We start from the raw sequence: 16,823 nt of genomic DNA on the forward strand, positions 1-16,823 counted from the left end.
TTATTTAAAAAGAATTATAACAGACGGGGATTATTCTACTTTCCCGATGCTGAAATTTTCAGGATATTTGCCTTTGAAATTCTTGTAATACAACTTGATCTCACGCATATCCTTGTCCAAATCACCGCTGGGATGTATCACCTTTTCGGCTGTAATGCACTTTTTTGCGTAATCGATGGCTACCAGAATAATAGGCAGACCGGCCCCTTGTGCAATATAATAGAATCCTTTTTTCCAGTTGGGATTGGCTTTGCGTGTCCCTTCCGGAGTGATAGCCAGATGGAATTTTTGACTCGATTTGGCAATCTTGATCATCTGGTCCACCAATGAAGTCTTGCGGCTACGGTCTACGGGAATCCCTCCCATCCAGCGGAAAATAGGGCCTAGAGGCCAGAAGAACCAGTCCTTTTTCATCATAAAACCAGTTTCGCGGCCTATAGCTCCCATAAACAGTTTGCCTATGAATAAGTCCCAATTGGTGGTATGTGGGGCGGCACAGATAATATATTTATCATAATCGGGAGCAGACACCTTGGTCTTCCATCCCAACAGTTTGTAGTAGATAAAACTACAAATAGCTTTTTTCATTCCTTAAATCTTATGCTTTTGTAGCTTTAGCCAGTTCGTCTGCAACCACTTTGATTTCTTTGTTCAGATCTTCGTTCAATTTCTTGTAGAATCCTTTTACGTTACCCGGCTCGGTGTGGCTGATGCGTGTAATCAGTTTGATCACATTGTGTACAGAGTTGCAAACCACTTCACGGTTAACACCTTCCATCAAACTGACTAAAAACAAATCACTTGCTATATTGGTTATTTTCTTCTTTAAATTTCTTCTACTTGCCATAAATGTAATGTTTTAAGTTAATACATAATTCTAAATTCGCGGTAAAGGTAGCATTTTTATTTGTATACGTTTTCATATTTGCGAAAAAAGAGCGAAATTTGCACGAGAATACTAAATGAAATTATACACCTTTAAATAGAATAATAGAATATGACTAAAAGTGCATTACAAATTGCCAGAGCTGCTTATCAGCCCAAACTTCCTAAAGCGTTGAAAGGCGCTGTAAAAGTAAAGGAAGGCGAACCTACACAGTCTGTTGCTGACCAGGAAGCCATCAAGGCTTTGTTCCCTAACACTTACGGTATGCCGTTGATTCAGTTCGTTGAAGGCGAAGCTGTCAATATGCCTGCTATCAATGTAGGTGTCATTTTGTCTGGTGGACAGGCTCCCGGCGGACACAATGTTATTTCCGGTTTGTTCGACGGTGTCAAGTCATTGAACAAAGACAGCAAACTGTATGGTTTCATTCTGGGCCCCGGTGGTTTGGTAGACCATAATTATATGGAACTGACTTCCGATATTATCGACGAATACCGTAATACCGGTGGTTTCGATATCATCGGTTCGGGACGTACCAAACTGGAAAAGGAAGAACAATTTGATAAAGGTCTGGAAATCATCAAGGAATTAGGCATCAAGGCATTGGTAATCATCGGTGGTGACGACTCAAACACGAACGCTTGTGTATTGGCAGAATACTATGCTGCGAAGAACTGCGGTGTTCAGGTAATCGGTTGTCCGAAGACTATCGACGGTGACTTGAAGAACGAGATGATTGAAACTTCTTTCGGTTTTGATACGGCTTGTAAAACTTACTCTGAAGTAATCGGAAACATTCAGCGTGACTGTAACTCTGCCCGCAAATACTGGCACTTTATCAAGCTGATGGGACGTTCGGCTTCTCATATCGCTTTGGAATGTGCTTTGCAGGTTCAACCTAACGTATGTATCGTTTCAGAAGAAGTAGAAGAGAAGAACATGTCATTGGATGATGTGGTTACTTACATTGCTCAGGTAGTGGCTAACCGCGCTGCACAAGGTAATAACTTCGGTACAGTGTTGATACCTGAAGGTTTGATCGAATTCATTCCCGCAATGAAGAGATTGATCGCTGAATTGAATGACTTCCTGGCTGCTAACGCATCAGAGTTCGCATTGATCAAGAAATCTCACCAACGTGAATATATCATCTCCAAGCTTTCTAAGGAAAACTCGGAAATCTATGCTTCTCTGCCCGAAGGCGTTGCACGTCAGCTTACTTTGGACCGTGATCCGCACGGAAACGTACAGGTATCATTGATTGAAACAGAAAAGCTGTTGTCTGATATGGTAGCCGTTAAATTGGCTCAGTGGAAGGAAGAAGGCAAGTATGTAGGTAAATTTGCCGCTCAGCATCACTTCTTCGGTTACGAAGGACGTTGCGCTGCTCCGTCAAACTTCGATGCTGACTATTGCTACTCGTTGGGTTACACCGCTTCTATGTTGATTGTCAACGGTAAGACCGGCTATATGTCTTCTGTACGTAACACTACTGCTCCTGCCGAAGAATGGATTGCAGGTGGTGTGCCTATCACAATGATGATGAACATGGAACGTCGTCACGGTGAAATGAAACCGGTTATCCAGAAAGCGTTGGTAAAATTGGATGGTGCTCCTTTCAAGGCGTTTGCCGCACAGCGTGAACGTTGGGCTATTGAAACAGACTATGTATATCCGGGTCCTATCCAGTACTTCGGTCCTACAGAAGTTTGTGACCAGGCAACCAAGACATTGCAGTTGGAACAAGGAAAATAATTCTTTCTTATTTCTATAAAGCATAAAGGAAACCCATCGGGGCTGATTGTAAAACCATTCTCCCGATGGGTTTTATTACATAGTATGTGGGAATAGGTAAAGGTAAAAACAGCTAAATAGGATAAAATGGTAAGAGCGAAAAGCACACGTCCTGCTCCCGTTAAAAAGAAGGCAGCCGCGAAACCTGTCCGTCGGGCTACACAGCGGAAGGCGAAAAAGAAACCGCAAAGAGAGATGCCGTCATGGCTTCGGTATGTCATTGCGGGGCTTATTGCTTTTTTATTCCTTGCCGCTTTCTTTTATTTCTTTATCCGTCCTTACTCTTATCGCTGGAAGCCTTGCTATGGCTTTAAAGCATACGGTGTATGTATGCCCTCGGGTTTTCAGGTGCATGGCATTGATGTTTCCCATTATCAAGGAAACATAGACTGGAAAATGCTGACTCAGACCCGACAGGGGAAATTTCCTATTCATTTTGTCTTTATGAAAGCTTCGGAAGGAGGAGATTATGGGGACAAGGCTTTTATCACCAATTTTGATTCGGCGAAAACACATGGGTTTATCCGTGGGGCTTATCATTTTTACAATCCGAAAACAGATCCCATCCGTCAGGCCGATTTCTTTATTAATTCCGTAAAGCTGGATTCAGGTGACCTTCCTCCCGTACTCGATATCGAGAAGAGAGGCAAGGACGAAAATCAGCTCCGTCGTGACCTTAAACTGTGGCTTGACAAAATAGAACAGCACTACAAAGTGAAGCCTATTCTTTATACTTCTTATAAGTTTAAAACTCGTTATCTGAATGATTCGGTCTTCAATTCTTATCCTTACTGGATAGCCCATTATTATGTAGACTCGGTGGAATACAGGGGAGAATGGAAATTCTGGCAGCATACGGATGTGGGTACGTTGCCGGGCATTCGTGAGAAGGTGGACTTGAATATTTTCAACGGTTCGTTGGAGGAATTGCAATTAATGACTATAAAGAAATAAAGGATACTGTGCCTGCGGTTTCGAAAACTTTCTCTATATTTGCTTTATGAACTTACTGCTCAATATTATTTGGCTGATTTGCGGCGGATTTCTGATCTGCGTGGAATATATTGTTTCCAGCCTGTTGCTGATGATCACTATCGTCGGCATTCCTTTCGGTTTCCAGACTTTGAAGTTGTCTATGCTGGCTCTTTGCCCTTTTGGGCGGGAAATACGCAGTTGTCCCGGTGATGGCGGATGTCTCAGTGTGTTGATGAATATCATCTGGATACTTGTAGGTGGAATCTGGATCAGCCTCTCTCATTTGGCATTCGGGGTGTTGCTTTGCATCACTGTTATCGGTATTCCATTCGGACTGCAACATTTCAAGCTGGCGGGCTTGGCACTTACTCCTTTCGGAAAGGAGATTGTATAAATATTGTATACCGATATGATCGTGTTGTCACTTTGGATAAAATGCAGCGTCCTACGTGCGTTTGTCACCACTTGATTCCGGTTCTAATTTTCAGGTAAGAAGAACAAAAGGACAAAAGAGAGAAAATCCGTTCTTTTGTCCTCGAATAAATCAATGTAAATCCTGTGTGATTGGTGGTAATCCTGTCTTTATCAAGTCCTTTTCATACTTAAAAATGGTATTATTTCATGATGAACTTCACAGCTGCCCAGTTGTTCTTTTCCCGATGGTGTACGAACTCCATTCCCAGACTTTCCGCTTTTTCGCGGATAAAAGGAATATCCTGCATATAAAATCCACTCATAAATATTTCTGAACCCGGATGCATACAGGCGGCATAATGAGGCAGGTCTGCCAGAAGAATATTCCGGTTGATATTGGCAATAATTACATCAAACGGCTTGCGGCCTTTCAACAAGTTGGCATCTCCCAGTTCCACTGTAATGTTATGGATATGGTTCAGTGCAATGTTGTCTTTTGAATTATTGACGCACCAGTCGTCAATGTCGATGGCTGTCACAGGATTGGCTCCGCGCATGGAGGCAAGGATGGCAAGAATAGAAGTGCCGCATCCCATATCCAAGACTGATTTTCCTTTCAGATCAGCTTCTAACAGCTCGCTGATTATAGAGCTGGTCGTTTCATGGTGCCCTGTGCCGAAAGCCATTTGCGGGTTAATCAGAATTTCATACTCAGTCTTCGGGGTGTCTTTATGGAACGTGCTGTGAATGCAGCAACGGTCACCGATGATGATGGGTTGAAAGAAGTTCTTCTCCCATTCCTCGTTCCAATTCTTGTCTTCGGCTTCTTTAATGGTATATTTCACAGTAGTGTCGGGCAGGGGGAAGCTCGCAATCATTTCTTTTAATGCTTCCTCATCGAACAAAGTCTGCTGGATATAAGCCTGTACTCCTGCTTCACATTCTACAAAACTTTCAAATCCTATTTCTCCGGCCAGTGCAGATACTACATCATTCACTGTTTCATTACAGGGATGTGTTGTAAAGGTTACTTCTAAATATTTCATACGTTTTCGTTTATTCTATCACTTTACGGAGCAATGCCTCCATCTCATTTTTGAAAATACCCGCTTCATGTACTTTCACACCGTCCACATAAAACGTGGGAACGTAATAATAGTCGTATTGGTCGGCTATATCAGGATGTTGGGTTTCTTCTATCATTTCTATTTCTATAGGTTGGAATTCAGGGTGTTCTTCTTTTAGTTCTTCAATATAGCGCAGTGCTTTTTTGCAGAACGGGCATCTTTCCTGATAAAATAATTTCACTGGTTTCATGTGGCTGTTTATTTTAGGTTTATATACTCTTAAAAAGGGTAGTGGCAAAGATAGGGAGAAAAAATGAGAATAAGAGCAGAATCGGTATTAATTGCTTCTCTCTTTATACCCGTTCAGCATCTATTTATTTTCTTCATTCCGGTAGGATATCAACAGGAAGTTACTCTCAATAATGCTCTCATACTCTCATTAGTGGTATAATTCGCTTATAATGAGTGTGCTATTGATGATGGTAACATAAATGAGTATGAGGGCATTGACCTCATACTCATTTCTTGAAAAATAAATTATTCCAACTTGACCACGTGGTATAAAGTACCTCTGATACTGGCTCTTTTGGGTACATTCAGTTTATGTAGAATACGTCCGAACCAATTTATTTTATTGACGGATAGCTTATCACGTGTGTTTTCTTGGAGATAATTGAAAATCTCCATGGCAGTCAGCCATTCTCCCTCTTCATCAGTGGTTGCAGAAGAAAAGTTACAATGGAATAAATGCTCCAAAGGCGAAATTTGCTCAAATTCTCTGTTGCTTTGCCGCAAAACAGCCTCATCTTCATCATTCAGCCAGTAACGTTCCTGCTGATAAAGCAATGTCATGGCTTGTGCATAGAGCTGGCGGTAGTCTATGGTGACATGGGTATCAATGGGAGCGGTCACCTCGATACAGATAAAGCGACGGCTTCCCGTGGGGTCGGTGAGCAAATCCTTCTGATTGCTGGTGCCGATGAATGAGGCATAGCGGCGTAATTCGCGTACGCTGGTTCCATAGGGCTTTCGCAGGTTGGCCACCGGTTTTTGTAACAGATGTTTCAGAAAACCTTGCTGGTTCATCGTAATCTGGTCGAATTCGTCCAGGTTGATAAGGAAAAATCGTCCCAAGGCACGCTCCGCTTCCTGTTTGCTGCTGAAGTCCAGGCTGTCGGCATAGCCGAAACGCAGTTCGGGCGGTAGCAGGATGCGGCAGTAAGTGGATTTCCGGAATCCTTGTGAACCCACCAGCAAAGGCGAAGTACTGTTGCCATGCTGACGGTCCATCCCCCTCCAATGCGCCACCATGCCCAGAAACCAACGGTAAAAGAGTTCTTCCCAATGCGGATTGTCACAGGGAACGAGCCGGGCCAATGCGCGGATGCGGTCAGTACCGTCCCATCGGGGAAGGTCACACAAGTATTCTTCTACGGGATTGTAAAGAGGGACGAAATCGGAAGTGAGAAAGCGGTCGATATCGCGGTCCCACACTTGCAGTCCCTCTTTCAAGGCGTAAAGGGCGATGCTGTTTCGGGTACGTTTTTCCAAGGGTTTGAAATAGAAATGAACAGAGTCCCGCTGGCGGTATTCCACCTCGTCCAGTACGGTGTTGAAACGGAATTCGTACCGTCGTTTCAAAAACTCCTCCAGCCGGAAGGTGGCTTCCTGCTCTTTGTTGAGGCCACCTTTCTCGCCAAAGCCTTTCATCTCCCGATATCCGTTGCCGAAAGCCATGCGGATGGCTTCCGTGTTCGTTTCGTGGAAATAGTGCATCAGTGTACGCCGCACGGCTTCTTCTTCGGGGATGCCTGCTTTGAAGCATTGTTCTACCAGATGGGGCAGCAAGGGCTCCAGTCCGTCATCACGTTTCCAGTTTTCCATTTCGGCCAATGCTCTTTTTCGTGCCGATTGGTACATCAGTGCCAAAGTCTGTAAACTTTCACATCCGGGCGTCATTCGTTCCAGTGCGGTTTCGCTGTTTTGTTTGCGTTGGCGGAAAGACTCTTCATCGGGCAGGGCAAGCGGTTGCTCTATGCAGAAGGGGACGGACGAAGGGTTATAGTAAGGTTGTTCATCCACGGTCATGCGGCAGCTTTGCATCAGGTCCGGTTCCTTCAGTGTGATGCCGAAAGGAAGCATGGGCTGGTAGCAGGTCACCGCCAGCCGATAGGCGTGAGCATGAAACAGGAGAGCCTCCTGTATGGTGGGCAGAGTGCCGTCGGGGCGTGCGAAGCGTACCCATATCTTTACGCTCCGTCCGCTTGAACCGCAGAAAGCGGCAAAGGTTTGCGGCAGTTGTGCCACTTGGCGTTTTACGTATTCCACCTCATACTGGTCGGCCAGCCGGTTCACTTCCAGCTGCACTAGTCCGTTGTAATGTTTCATGCGTTTCTCGCCATTTTGCTTACGGGTATATTCTACAGCAGGATAGACACGCGGCAGTTTGTCGATATGGGCGTAGTGGGCGGACGATCCTGTCAGCCGGGGCAGTATTTCACGCAGTTCCGATATGTGTCCTGCTTTGTTCTCTGTCTTTATTTTCTCGAGGAATGCGTCCGAATCGCATAGTGACAAGGCTTCTGTCCCCTGTTCTTCATCTTTCCTGATGAGTGTAATTTTCATATTTGTCTTTCGTTTAAATGTTTTTTGGCTTTATGTACCTCCCATGGAAAAAGATGATGTTCTGTCGTGTGGAGAAGACCGCGTTTGGCGAGTGTCTATGTGTGCATATTTTTAGTAAAGGTAAGGTTTCTTTCCGGATTCTGCAAGTGCTTTCCGGATTAAATGCCGTTTTTTCTTTTTCCTTTCTTTCCTGTGTTTTTATTCTTAGTCTCAGTGCGTATTTCCCTGTTCCTTATTTGTTTTCTACCTTTTCTTTTCTTATTTTTGTATGTTTATAATTAGTTAGCCACCCTTGTGATTAAGTCTAGTCACAAGGGTGATTAAAGTTAACCACAAAGGTAGTTAAACTTAATCACGTCCGTGATTAACAGATATTGAAAGTTCATTAATAAAAGAAGAACAGTATGGCAATACTATTTGATTGGTACGAGAATCCCAAATCACCTGAGCAACAAGGGGAAGAGAATACGTTGCACCCGCGTCTCCGGCTGAACGGAAAGGTGAGCACGGCCCAGCTCCGTGCCCGTATTCAGAAACATTGTACGTTGACTGAAACGGATGTGGTAGCCGTGCTCGATGCGCTGTCACGTGCCATGGGCGAGGAGTTGGCGGAAGGCAAACAGGTGCATCTGGACGGCATCGGTTTCTTCCGTCCCAACCTGGTGAGTACCGGGCCGGTAACGGAAAAGACGAAACGTAAGAATACGAAGGTGAGGCTCAAGGGGATTGTTTACCGTCCCGATCAACTATTGATGGATGAGGTGGGAAAGGTAAAGGTGCAGCGTACCCGGTTCTCGTTTCATTCCAGTAAACTGACCGATGAGGAAATTGACGCATTGCTGACGGAGTACTTCACAACCTGTGATTTTGTGCAGCGGAAAAGTTTCCAGCTTCTTTGCGGTATGACACAAAGCACGGCCAGCCGCCATTTACGCCGCTTGTGCGAGGAAGGAAAGCTGAAAAATGTGGGACTTCCCAAACAACCGGTTTATAAGCCTGTGGATGGGCATTATATTGTGAATGAATGATTTAAGTGCGTAATGTGGGGGATAAGGAGTGAGGGCATATTAAAAAGTGAGGGTAATGCCCTCACTATGGGTAATGGTTTTATAATGAGTGGGTTATGGCTGATAGTGAGGGCATGAGGGCATAAGTGGGTGCAACTTATTATAGGAAAAGTTGTTTTTACCACCAGATTTGTTTACCGTCAACGTACGTGAACGGACGTTCTTCCGCTCCCCGTGTATAGTCTTTTAGATAAAGCAAAGCATGGTCGGGGACATTTATTTCTTCTATTTCTGTATATGAAAAAATACGATTTTTCTTTTTTATGTAACTGGTAATAGCTTCATCCATGTTTTTTTCCTCCTGCAAACAGAGGAGAAGTTCAACTACGGGTGCGCTGGCTTCATAGTACAGTCCGTTGTAAATCAGCAGATAGCGATCTTTTACAGTGGATGTTTCTAATTTTTGAATGTATATTTGTTCGTAAATTTCCATTTGTTTTATCAGTTTGTTTTCATGATAGCACTATTGATGTTTCTATCCATATCGCTCTTTTCGCGTGAGGTCTTTTGACCGAAGTCAAAGGTATACGCTATTTTGATATATCCGGTACGTTGATTGATTCGACTGGTCTGTATCTGGCTGTAGTTATATATACTAAAATTGGCATATTCCCTATAACGGTTATGCTTGGTGAACGGGTTTTCTGTACCGGTTTCTACGTGCCAGCCTTTGTGACTCCAACTGATGGAAGTTCCATAAATGGCGGGATTTTTTTCTATCGCAAGAGAGAAACGGTTTATACGGCTTGTCGCTGTACTTCCATATACATTTATTGCAAGATTTTTCCAGTAATAGTTTATGTCCAATGATGCTATCACACTATTGTCTGTAATGTTGTATTCTCCGGGAATGATTGTATGATAGTATCTGGCATTGAACTTGGCGCGTAAATTGTCGGAGAAGCGATAGGAAAGATCCAAAGCTGCGTTCCAATGTTCCACATCCATGTCCGACCGGAAGCTGGAGACAAGTTTGTCATTCTCTAGGTAGTAATCGGTGGATATATTATTCTGAATCTTCTGATAAACACCTAAAATTTGAAAATTCAGTCGATTTAGTTGTGCTTTATAGGCGATGCCGACAACATATAATTTGGTATTATCCAGATGGGGATTACCACGTTTGATTTGTATAAAGTCTACTGTTTGATCCATGCTGTTGATATAGCTGATGTCCGGTTGGTCGTTACCGATATCGACAGAGGCCATTAACTGCTGTGATTTATTGATAGTATAAATAAAAGTGGAATTCATTCTAAGTGACCAATGCTGCTGCCGGGCATCTGTATGAAGTTTGTAATTCAACCATGAAAAACCCGGTAAGAAATTCATAGAGAACTTTTTGGCTATACGCTGGTTATAGTTTAAGAAGAACATCGTTTCTCCCATCCATAGATGTTGCCAAGAGTCGTAATCACCCGTATAGGAGGAAGACGTGACTTTATGATGGTGCTGCAGGTTTGCTCCAAGTGAATTGTTGTGCTCCAATTTTATATTATATCTGGTAGAAAAGTCGAATGCATATAATTCTTCATCAACATCCGTCAGGGATATATTTTCTCCTTCTGTATAGGTTCTGGTGTAATCGTTTTGTGTATAAGCGGTTTTGGCCGTTACCTCCAGTGTCTGTTTAGGGGTTATGTTGAAATTGCCATATAGTTTGACAGAGGGACTTAGTCCGTCTTCTTTTTTTTGGTTGGCTGAAGATATGCTGTATGTATGATGACCGGAATAATCCAGTAATTCGCTATTGTTATTTTTGGGAGTTTCATTGTGGACTAATGAAAGTTGTGCCGAGATATTATGTTTCTCTGTACGATTGTTGGCTTTCAATTGTAGATATTGCTGGTTGTTTTGATAATCAGCTTGGGTCGTTTGTGTGTTTCGATGGGTGGTATATTCCGGGAATAATATCTCTTCGTTTTTTGAGGTTTTTACTCCGTCATATTTTTGGGTAATATAGCCTCCTAACACTGAATAGCTGTTGTTTCCATGCATCAGTTTAGTCCCTATATTATAATTACCCATCAGATAACCGATGGTTTGTTTGCCGTCTAATGATACATATCCACCTGATGTTCGTTCCTTGGTTATATAATTGATGGAAGCTACATCACCGGCATATTTTCCTGTCGGGGTGTCATAATATTCTATATTCTTGATATCGCGTGGGCGTAGGTTTTGCACTTCCTCATATTCAGCTTTTTCTCCGTTTATATATAGTGCCACTTCACCACCAAAAGTGCTTACTTTCCCTGTCCGTTTGTTCACTTCCAAGCTGGGAATCATCAAGTTGTACAAAAGGTCATAGCCTGTACCGGCATGTTTCACCTGTTGCTTGTCGGGAATGACCAATACATGATCAGTCTTTCTGACATAGGAACTTCCTTTTACCACGACTTCATTCAGTATTACATTGTCACTTTCCAAGGTAATTACAGGTAGTTGTGTATCTTGGTTTGAAACACTTGCCGGTATTATTTGCGGTTTGTATCCTATTGTACTGAATGCTAACAAATACTTGTCCGGCTGTACATTTGTGAACTGGTAATATCCTAATGTGTCTGTTGTTGTACCCGAGATGAAGGCTGAGTCTGTTTTTAATAACCGGACTGTGCTATAAGCTAAAGGCTGATTGTCTAAGTCGGTTACTTTACCATGTATGCGAACTTGAGCGTAAAGTGAAAAACCGGGCATCAGGCATACGCATAAAAATAATTTTAAAGTATTCATAGTAATCATACTGTTGGGTAATAAAGGAATGTGTTTGTACATATTATATATTGTTTAATCATAAATTTAGACGGAGGTATGATTCTAAAAGTTGTAATCAATATTACGTTATACTATAACACAAGTTTGTAGTCAACGTATTATTTTTACGATAGTAAAGGTATAGCTATTGGAGAAAAGAAATGAAAAAATACATTTTACTTTTTCTATACTTTTATATAACAGGCTGATATACAAGTAATATATGCTTGTGCATTCTTGAGAAAATACCAATTTTTACCCATTGGCAGATGAATTTTTCCATATGGGTCGTTACAATTCTTGGATAATTCCTTCCATTTGTTGTGCCGTTCCCTTCTCGCTATAGATTTTTTGGTAGAGGCGGGAAAGAGAATTTGTAATGGCAGAGACAGAACGGTTGAGTAATTCTGCGATAATGCTTCTCTTGAGTTCGATCTTAATTAAATAGCAGATATGTAGTTCGTGTTCGGATAATTGAGGATAGAGTGCATACAGCTGTCGCAGAAAGTTAGGAAAAGTGCTATTTATAGCTTCACTTAAATGTTTCCAATCCCTTTCCGTTATTTCGGAACTTTGGGTGGCATGGTGGAAATGAAGATAGATGTCCGAATGTCGGAAGGCGAGTAAACGCATTTCCTGTTCGTTCCGGATGGCACGTATTTGTTCGTTGGTTGCTCCCAGTCTTTTTGCTTGAGCTTCCAGCAGGGAATGTTTGAATGTGTCATTTTCCAACTTGGCCGATTGAAGTTGTTCATTCAGTAGGGTTATCTGTTGCTCGTTTTCTAGAATGCGCCGGCTGCTTTGGGCTTCCTGTTCTGCAAAAATCTGTTGTAGTTGTTGTTCTCTGATTGTATATTTGCGGCGGCGTTCGCGTAAACGGTGAAGCAGGTAAATTACAATACCAATCAGGAGACTTGCTACAAACAATAACTGGAACAGTAAAAGTTTCTGTCGTTCTGTCTTCGATTGCAGCCGCTGATTTTCTTGTTCAGATAGATTATAATTATATAAGGAATGGATTTTATTTACCTCTTCGGTTTTTGTGATCTGAAAAAGAGAATCGAATGCATTGATGCAAAGAGAGGCGTATTGATGGGCTTCCGGATATTGCTTTTTTTCCCTTGTAATCAGATGTAACAGACGATATGCAGTACGTTGGTGATAAAGGTTGTTTCCAGAAATTACCTTTTGAAGATAAATTGATGCGGAATCGAACATTTGCCTTTGATAATACACTTCGCCGAGTACTAAATAACTAAGTGAACTGGGGTGGTGGACTTGTACTTGCTTTGCTATAATTTCAGCAGAGTCTGTTTTCCCTTGGTTGTAATAAAAACCGGCCATTTCATCGCCGATGCTGCAAGCTTTAACCAGAGAAACTTTTTCTTTCATCAATGTGTATGCTTTCCGGTAATAGATTTCCGCACTGTCTTTTTGGTTGTTTGTATCGTATATGCGTGCCATGTCCCTCAGACCGAAAGCCATGCCTTTATAATTATGGCAAGCTAAATTATATTTATAAGCTTGTTGAGTAGCTTCCATACTTTCATGATACAATCTTTGAAAGGCAAAAAGGCTGGCAAGCTGCCCGTATATGCGTCCATTCAGCGTATCATTAAAACATCTTTTCCCAATTTCGGCTGCACGCAAGAAAGCATCAACGGCTCGTGGCGCATCTTTCATATCCCGATAGGCGCTACCTTTATAATAATAAGCTTCCATCAGGTGTGGGTCATCCTGTTTGTCTTCATAAAAACTAATTATACGGTTAATCAAAGTATCGGAAGTAACCGGAATATAGAGCTTGTCTTTGGCTTTGACAGTGAGCAATAAGTAATATATATGAAGCTCTTCAGGCCATTCGGTGGTGGATATACTGAGAGAATCCAAACAGGCTAGCGCGCTGTCCGGGTGCGTTTCCATTAATTGAACTGCCCGCTCCATCAGTGGCGGGTAACTTTGCTGTTCATAGCGGCAAGAGATGCAGAGCAATAGAAACAGCAGCAGTATATGTATCCTCCCACTTTTCATAGCAATTGCAAAAATAAACAAAATCTTTGAACTCAGCTACTGAAATAGGGGAATCCCTACCAACTAATAGGGATTTTCTTTGTTATGAAGTAAAACCTCTGACTATCTTTGCACTAGAAAAAGTAGATAGAATAACAAATAAAACAGGTACGAGTATGAAAAAGATTGTATTAGCTTCGCTTATGATGGTGTGCTTGCCTTACTTGGCAATGGCGCAAAGCGTTGATGACGACCTTTATTTCATCCCTAAGAAAAAAGCTGAAAAGAAAGAGGAGGTTAAGCAAGAGGTGAAAGTGGTGGTTCCGCAGAAGCAGAACACGACTACTGTTTACGCAGCCCCCGGTTCTACAGTGGTGGTGAAGGATGTGAAAGGAAAGGTTCGCGATGTGGATGAGTATAATCGTCGTTATACTTCACGTGATAATAATTTCTCGATGGAGAATGATACCTTGTATATTGAGGAGAAACCTTTGAATGAGAGAGGAGAATGGGTTAATGGTTTTGAGGGTTCTCAAGACGATTATGAATACGCGATGCGTATCGTCCGTTTCCGCAATCCCCGTTACGCCATTCCGGTAAGCAGTCCGCTCTATTGGGATGTAGTTTACGGTTTGCCTTCATGGGATTGGAATGTATATGATGACGGATTGTATGCATACGTCTTTCCCACTTACACGAACCGCTTATGGTGGGATTGGCGTTGGAATTATCCATATGGCGCCAGTTGGGGATTCAGTTGGGGATGGAGTTCGCCATGGTACTACAATAGTTGGTACTATCCCGGTTATTGGGGTGGCGGCTACTGGGGTGGCTATTGGGGCTACCATTATCACCATCACCATTATTATCCGCATTACTTTGGTCACGGTTGGGGTGGTGGCTACTGGGGAGGTAGTCATGGATGGTATGGCTCAAGCAGACGTAACCCGGGGATACATGCCGGAAGATATACCAATAGCTATAGTTCTTCACGCCCAAGCCGGAATAATTACGTGAATAGTTATGATAGGAATAGTCGTAATTCATACGTAGGAAATTCCAGACAAAATGTCCGTAATAGTGCTAATAGTTATCGTACCGCAACACGTAACGGTTCTTCATCAGGAAGAGTGGTTTCGGGATCTAACAGTGTAAATTCGGTTCGTCCTAATAGAAGTGCTATCAGAACCCGTACCGGAGAAACTCTTTCACCAAGTCAGGCAGCAGGAGTTCGTCCGGGTAATTCGTATTCACGTCCGACAGAAGGAAGGGGTTCTTCCTATACCAGACCAAGCAGTACTCGGAGCAGTGTGGGAAATGCAGCAGGATCTGCTTATCAGAGAACAGGGGCTGCAAGTCGTGGCGCTTATCGTAACAATAGTGGCGTTTCGAATTCTCGTAGCAGTTCATACTCTCGTAGCAGTAGTCCTTCTCGTAATAGTTCGTCTAACTCTTACCGTAGTAGTGGAACTTCTTCTTCCCGTAGTAGTTTTTCTAGTGGCGGTGGTGCTTCTCGCAGTTCCGGTGGCGGTGTTTCCCGTTCAAGTGGTGGCGGCAGATCGCGTACCAGATAAGTGGTAGATTAAACTAGACAGTTGAATTTAATAGAATTGATGTATGAAAAATAAAGTAATAGTAACCGCTTGTGCGTTGTTGGCAATGACAACGGCAAGCGCACAAAATGCTTATGATGCGGAAAAGTTGCTGGGGAATGACTTGAATGGAACAGCACGATTTGTTGGTATGGGTGGTGCCATGGGAGCTTTGGGCGGTGATATATCTGTCATAAGCTCCAACCCTGCGGGTATCGGCATTTTTCGTAGTAATGACGTGTCTATTTCTTTTGGTTTTAATAATACTTCGACAAAGAGTAACTTTAGTGGTGTGTCAATGAATGAAAACAAAACGCGCGCTTCATTTGACCAGATTGGATTTGTTTATAGCAATAAGATAGGCAATAATACTTCTTTGCGTTTTGTGAATTTCGGATTCAATTACCATAAAAGTAAAAACTTCAATCGCCTTTTCTCTATGGGAGGGGCGTTGGATAATTTGTCACAAAGCTTCCAGCTGGCTCAGGAGATGGAACGATATGGATTGACGGAAAGCGAGTTTAATGACATACTGGATGTGAAGAATCCTTATACCAAATATTGGAATCAGTTACCTGTTTTAGGAGTAATGGGGGTGAGAACCGGTGTGGTTGACTGGGTTAATGATTCTGAAAAGAATATTCATGCTCCATGGGGGTGGAATGGTTTTAACAATAACTTCTTTAGTAAGGAAACAGGAGGTATCAGTCAATATGATTTTAATGTTTCATTCAATATTGAAGATAGGGTCTATTTAGGAGCTACCCTGGGGGTCTATGATGTGAATTATGATCGTTATACTTCTTATACGGAAAATTTGAATGATGATAACGGTGCGGATAATGGGGGGTATACATTGGATAATTATTATAGGCTGGAAGGGACTGGTATGGATTTAAAATTGGGTGTTATTATACGGCCTATAGAAAGTTCCCCTTTCCGTTTGGGATTTGCTGTGCACACGCCTACATGGTATGATTTAAGAGAAAGCTATAATGCCGCTTTATCTTCTAATATTTTAGCTTGTGAGGCACCCTATAACCAGACATTGAGTGATTTTCTGGTAACTCCGGAATATGATTATTTGACCTATGATTATAATCTTACCACTCCGTGGAAATTTAATGTCAGCGCAGGTACTACTTTTGCGGGTGCAGTGGCAGTAGGTGCGGAATATGAATATCAGGATTATTCTTCCAGTAAGCTCAAGGATGTGGATGGTTATGAATTGGGAGATCAGCCCAGCGTTGAGAATTATTTGAAAGGTGTCCATACTTTCCGTATCGGAATGGAAACGAGGATTATACCTGAGTTTAGCATTCGTGCAGGATATAATTACTCTTCGGCTGCTTTTTCTAAAGATGCTTATAGTGCCTTGTCTTTATATAGCACGCGTACTGATTTTAATAATACGGAGTCTAAGAATACATTTACGTTTGGTCTTGGATACCGTGGCAGTGTAATTTATGCGGATTTGGCATATAAATATGATATGTATAAATCAAACTTTTATGCTTTTGATGATATAGATCTTCCGGCAACTAAAGTGGACAATGAACGGCATCAGTTGCTTTTGACTGTCGGTGCTCGTTTCTAAGAATTAATTGTGAGTCTAATATAATTAACTTGTGATATACCG

The 16,823-nt window shown here is 42.4% G+C and carries 14 protein-coding genes; 6 read left to right on the forward strand and 8 right to left on the reverse strand.

Features of this window, described 5'->3' with window-relative positions; all coding sequences use genetic code 11:
• Positions 1 to 30: 30 nt before the first annotated feature.
• Both GKD17_RS04845 and GKD17_RS04850 read right to left on the reverse strand, forming a co-directional pair.
• Positions 31 to 588 (reverse strand): lysophospholipid acyltransferase family protein, encoded by a 558-nt coding sequence (locus GKD17_RS04845; protein WP_007837128.1) that lies wholly within the window; start codon positions 586 to 588, stop codon positions 31 to 33.
• Between the two features lie 10 nt (positions 589 to 598).
• Positions 599 to 847: a hypothetical protein gene (locus GKD17_RS04850; protein ID WP_007837131.1), complete on the reverse strand. Its 249-nt coding sequence runs from the start codon at positions 845 to 847 to the stop codon at positions 599 to 601.
• A 150-nt stretch (positions 848 to 997) separates the two neighbouring features.
• Between GKD17_RS04850 and GKD17_RS04855 the strand changes: the two genes are divergently transcribed.
• From GKD17_RS04855 to GKD17_RS04865, 3 genes are all read left to right on the forward strand, one after another.
• Positions 998 to 2,641, forward strand: coding sequence for a diphosphate--fructose-6-phosphate 1-phosphotransferase (locus GKD17_RS04855; protein ID WP_007837134.1), 1,644 nt, complete (start codon positions 998 to 1,000; stop codon positions 2,639 to 2,641).
• A 126-nt stretch (positions 2,642 to 2,767) separates the two neighbouring features.
• Positions 2,768 to 3,634 (forward strand): glycoside hydrolase family 25 protein, encoded by an 867-nt coding sequence (locus tag GKD17_RS04860; protein WP_007837136.1) that lies wholly within the window; start codon positions 2,768 to 2,770, stop codon positions 3,632 to 3,634.
• A 46-nt stretch (positions 3,635 to 3,680) separates the two neighbouring features.
• A complete protein-coding gene (locus GKD17_RS04865; RefSeq protein ID WP_005846143.1) occupies positions 3,681 to 4,049 on the forward strand; it encodes a YccF domain-containing protein in 369 nt (122 codons plus the stop codon).
• A 220-nt stretch (positions 4,050 to 4,269) separates the two neighbouring features.
• Here the strand turns inward: GKD17_RS04865 and prmA are convergent, their stop codons facing one another.
• The 3 genes from prmA to GKD17_RS04880 form a co-directional block, all read right to left on the reverse strand.
• Positions 4,270 to 5,115, reverse strand: a complete 846-nt coding sequence (prmA, locus tag GKD17_RS04870) for a 50S ribosomal protein L11 methyltransferase (RefSeq protein ID WP_007837140.1) — start codon at positions 5,113 to 5,115, stop codon at positions 4,270 to 4,272.
• Between the two features lie 10 nt (positions 5,116 to 5,125).
• Entirely contained in the window at positions 5,126 to 5,386 is a 261-nt protein-coding gene (locus GKD17_RS04875) for a thioredoxin family protein (RefSeq protein WP_007837142.1), read from the reverse strand.
• A gap of 287 nt (positions 5,387 to 5,673) precedes the next feature.
• Entirely contained in the window at positions 5,674 to 7,761 is a 2,088-nt protein-coding gene (locus tag GKD17_RS04880) for a BT4734/BF3469 family protein (protein ID WP_007837146.1), read from the reverse strand.
• A 404-nt stretch (positions 7,762 to 8,165) separates the two neighbouring features.
• Here GKD17_RS04880 and GKD17_RS04885 point away from each other — a divergent pair, with 404 nt between their 5' ends.
• Positions 8,166 to 8,789 carry an HU family DNA-binding protein gene (locus GKD17_RS04885; RefSeq protein ID WP_007837150.1) on the forward strand — a complete coding sequence of 208 codons (624 nt, stop codon included), beginning with the start codon at positions 8,166 to 8,168 and terminating at the stop codon, positions 8,787 to 8,789.
• A gap of 157 nt (positions 8,790 to 8,946) precedes the next feature.
• Here GKD17_RS04885 and GKD17_RS04890 read toward each other — a convergent pair whose 3' ends face one another.
• The 3 genes from GKD17_RS04890 to GKD17_RS04900 form a co-directional block, all read right to left on the reverse strand.
• A complete protein-coding gene (locus GKD17_RS04890; RefSeq protein ID WP_007837151.1) occupies positions 8,947 to 9,261 on the reverse strand; it encodes a hypothetical protein in 315 nt (104 codons plus the stop codon).
• An 8-nt stretch (positions 9,262 to 9,269) separates the two neighbouring features.
• On the reverse strand, positions 9,270 to 11,603 hold the full coding sequence (locus tag GKD17_RS04895) for a TonB-dependent receptor (protein WP_032936473.1): 2,334 nt from the start codon (positions 11,601 to 11,603) through the stop codon (positions 9,270 to 9,272).
• A 270-nt stretch (positions 11,604 to 11,873) separates the two neighbouring features.
• The gene (locus GKD17_RS04900; RefSeq protein WP_227216126.1) at positions 11,874 to 13,613 is read right to left on the reverse strand and encodes a tetratricopeptide repeat protein; all 1,740 of its coding nucleotides are present in this window, start codon (positions 13,611 to 13,613) and stop codon (positions 11,874 to 11,876) included.
• A 155-nt stretch (positions 13,614 to 13,768) separates the two neighbouring features.
• On the opposite strand from GKD17_RS04900, the gene GKD17_RS04905 reads away from it, so the two are divergent.
• Both GKD17_RS04905 and GKD17_RS04910 read left to right on the forward strand, forming a co-directional pair.
• Positions 13,769 to 15,166 carry a hypothetical protein gene (locus tag GKD17_RS04905; RefSeq protein ID WP_008652833.1) on the forward strand — a complete coding sequence of 466 codons (1,398 nt, stop codon included), beginning with the start codon at positions 13,769 to 13,771 and terminating at the stop codon, positions 15,164 to 15,166.
• Positions 15,167 to 15,209: 43 nt separating this feature from the next.
• Positions 15,210 to 16,781: a hypothetical protein gene (locus GKD17_RS04910; protein WP_007837156.1), complete on the forward strand. Its 1,572-nt coding sequence runs from the start codon at positions 15,210 to 15,212 to the stop codon at positions 16,779 to 16,781.
• The last annotated feature ends 42 nt before the right edge of the window (positions 16,782 to 16,823 follow it).

The organism is Phocaeicola dorei (genome assembly GCF_013009555.1).
Classification (GTDB): Bacteria; Bacteroidota; Bacteroidia; order Bacteroidales; family Bacteroidaceae; genus Phocaeicola; species Phocaeicola dorei.

Coding starts and splice junctions, on each gene's coding strand:
- GKD17_RS04855 (WP_007837134.1), top strand. CDS start 998: ATGACTAAAAGTGCATTACAAATTGCCAGAGCTGCTTATCAGCCCAAA.
- GKD17_RS04905 (WP_008652833.1), top strand. CDS start 13,769: ATGAAAAAGATTGTATTAGCTTCGCTTATGATGGTGTGCTTGCCTTAC.
- GKD17_RS04845 (WP_007837128.1), bottom strand. CDS start 588: ATGAAAAAAGCTATTTGTAGTTTTATCTACTACAAACTGTTGGGATGG.
- GKD17_RS04910 (WP_007837156.1), top strand. CDS start 15,210: ATGAAAAATAAAGTAATAGTAACCGCTTGTGCGTTGTTGGCAATGACA.
- GKD17_RS04850 (WP_007837131.1), bottom strand. CDS start 847: ATGGCAAGTAGAAGAAATTTAAAGAAGAAAATAACCAATATAGCAAGT.
- GKD17_RS04865 (WP_005846143.1), top strand. CDS start 3,681: ATGAACTTACTGCTCAATATTATTTGGCTGATTTGCGGCGGATTTCTG.
- GKD17_RS04875 (WP_007837142.1), bottom strand. CDS start 5,386: ATGAAACCAGTGAAATTATTTTATCAGGAAAGATGCCCGTTCTGCAAA.
- GKD17_RS04900 (WP_227216126.1), bottom strand. CDS start 13,613: ATGAAAAGTGGGAGGATACATATACTGCTGCTGTTTCTATTGCTCTGC.
- GKD17_RS04885 (WP_007837150.1), top strand. CDS start 8,166: ATGGCAATACTATTTGATTGGTACGAGAATCCCAAATCACCTGAGCAA.
- prmA (WP_007837140.1), bottom strand. CDS start 5,115: ATGAAATATTTAGAAGTAACCTTTACAACACATCCCTGTAATGAAACA.
- GKD17_RS04860 (WP_007837136.1), top strand. CDS start 2,768: ATGGTAAGAGCGAAAAGCACACGTCCTGCTCCCGTTAAAAAGAAGGCA.
- GKD17_RS04890 (WP_007837151.1), bottom strand. CDS start 9,261: ATGGAAATTTACGAACAAATATACATTCAAAAATTAGAAACATCCACT.
- GKD17_RS04895 (WP_032936473.1), bottom strand. CDS start 11,603: ATGTACAAACACATTCCTTTATTACCCAACAGTATGATTACTATGAAT.
- GKD17_RS04880 (WP_007837146.1), bottom strand. CDS start 7,761: ATGAAAATTACACTCATCAGGAAAGATGAAGAACAGGGGACAGAAGCC.